The sequence below is a fragment of the Bartonella sp. AP88HLJMH genome, from assembly GCF_042195605.1.
Classification (GTDB): domain Bacteria; phylum Pseudomonadota; class Alphaproteobacteria; order Rhizobiales; family Rhizobiaceae; genus Bartonella.
In genome coordinates this window covers 1-860 of sequence record NZ_JBHIOR010000101.1, presented here as the reverse complement: position 1 = coordinate 860, position 860 = coordinate 1, and the positions used below count along the sequence as shown (strand labels likewise).

1 pseudogene is annotated in these 860 nt (G+C 46.3%); it reads right to left on the bottom strand.

The window, feature by feature from the left end:
* Positions 1-833 (bottom strand): annotated as a pseudogene (locus ACFIMA_RS09800) (hypothetical protein); the annotation flags it as partial.
* Between the last annotated feature and the right edge of the window lie 27 nt (positions 834-860).

The window sequence follows — 860 nt, the reverse complement described above, 5'->3', positions numbered from 1 at the left end:
CCAGCACCTCCGCCCCCAAAACCACGCCCTGCTTTTCCCGAACTATAGGAACCTTTGCCGACTCCTCCAGAGCCACCACGTGATGTATCACCTCCAGCATCGCCTCCATTACCGCTTGTTTTACTCGTAATTCCATTCGTTCCAGCATAACCATTTCCGCCTTTGGCAATTCCTAGATGTTCATCCGTTGCTAAACCAAAGTTTCCACCTGTTCCTCCAGCACCGCCACCGCCTGAATAGTAGGTAGTCGTACCACCACCAAATCCCGTGTGAGATTGATAGGCAGAAGCACCCCCACCACCATGTCCTCCTGTCGCCGTAATAAAATTCTTTCCAACAGCTGTTGTTCCTCCAGAATTTCCTGTCGCACTGCGTGATGCAACAGAAGCGCCTCCTTTACCAATCAAAATATCTTGATGACCGTTTAAACTGGCTTTATAGCCATACCAGACTGAACAACCGCCACCGCCGCCACCTCCTCCTAATCTTGGCGTATCCGCTCCGCCACCACTACCGCCACCGCCCCATGCTTGGATCTCAACTTTAGTTTTATCCGTTACCCAATCAGGCCATTGAATTTTCCCATCCTGTGTATAGAGCAATTCAGCATCAGCAAGCGCAGACCAATTAATGAGTTTATCAACTAAGCCTTGTTTAATTTTTTTAATTTCTTGCTTGAGAATATCTATGTCTGATTTCGTATAAATAAGATCTCCATCGACCCTCAAAGGTCCTTTCAAGGTGCTTCCGTTTGTGTTTAAATTGGTAACCACTTCACCATTATGGATAAGGTTAAACGACGAATTACCCAACAGTTCTAAGCCACCACTCATAGTGACTTTGCTGGTAAATTTATTATA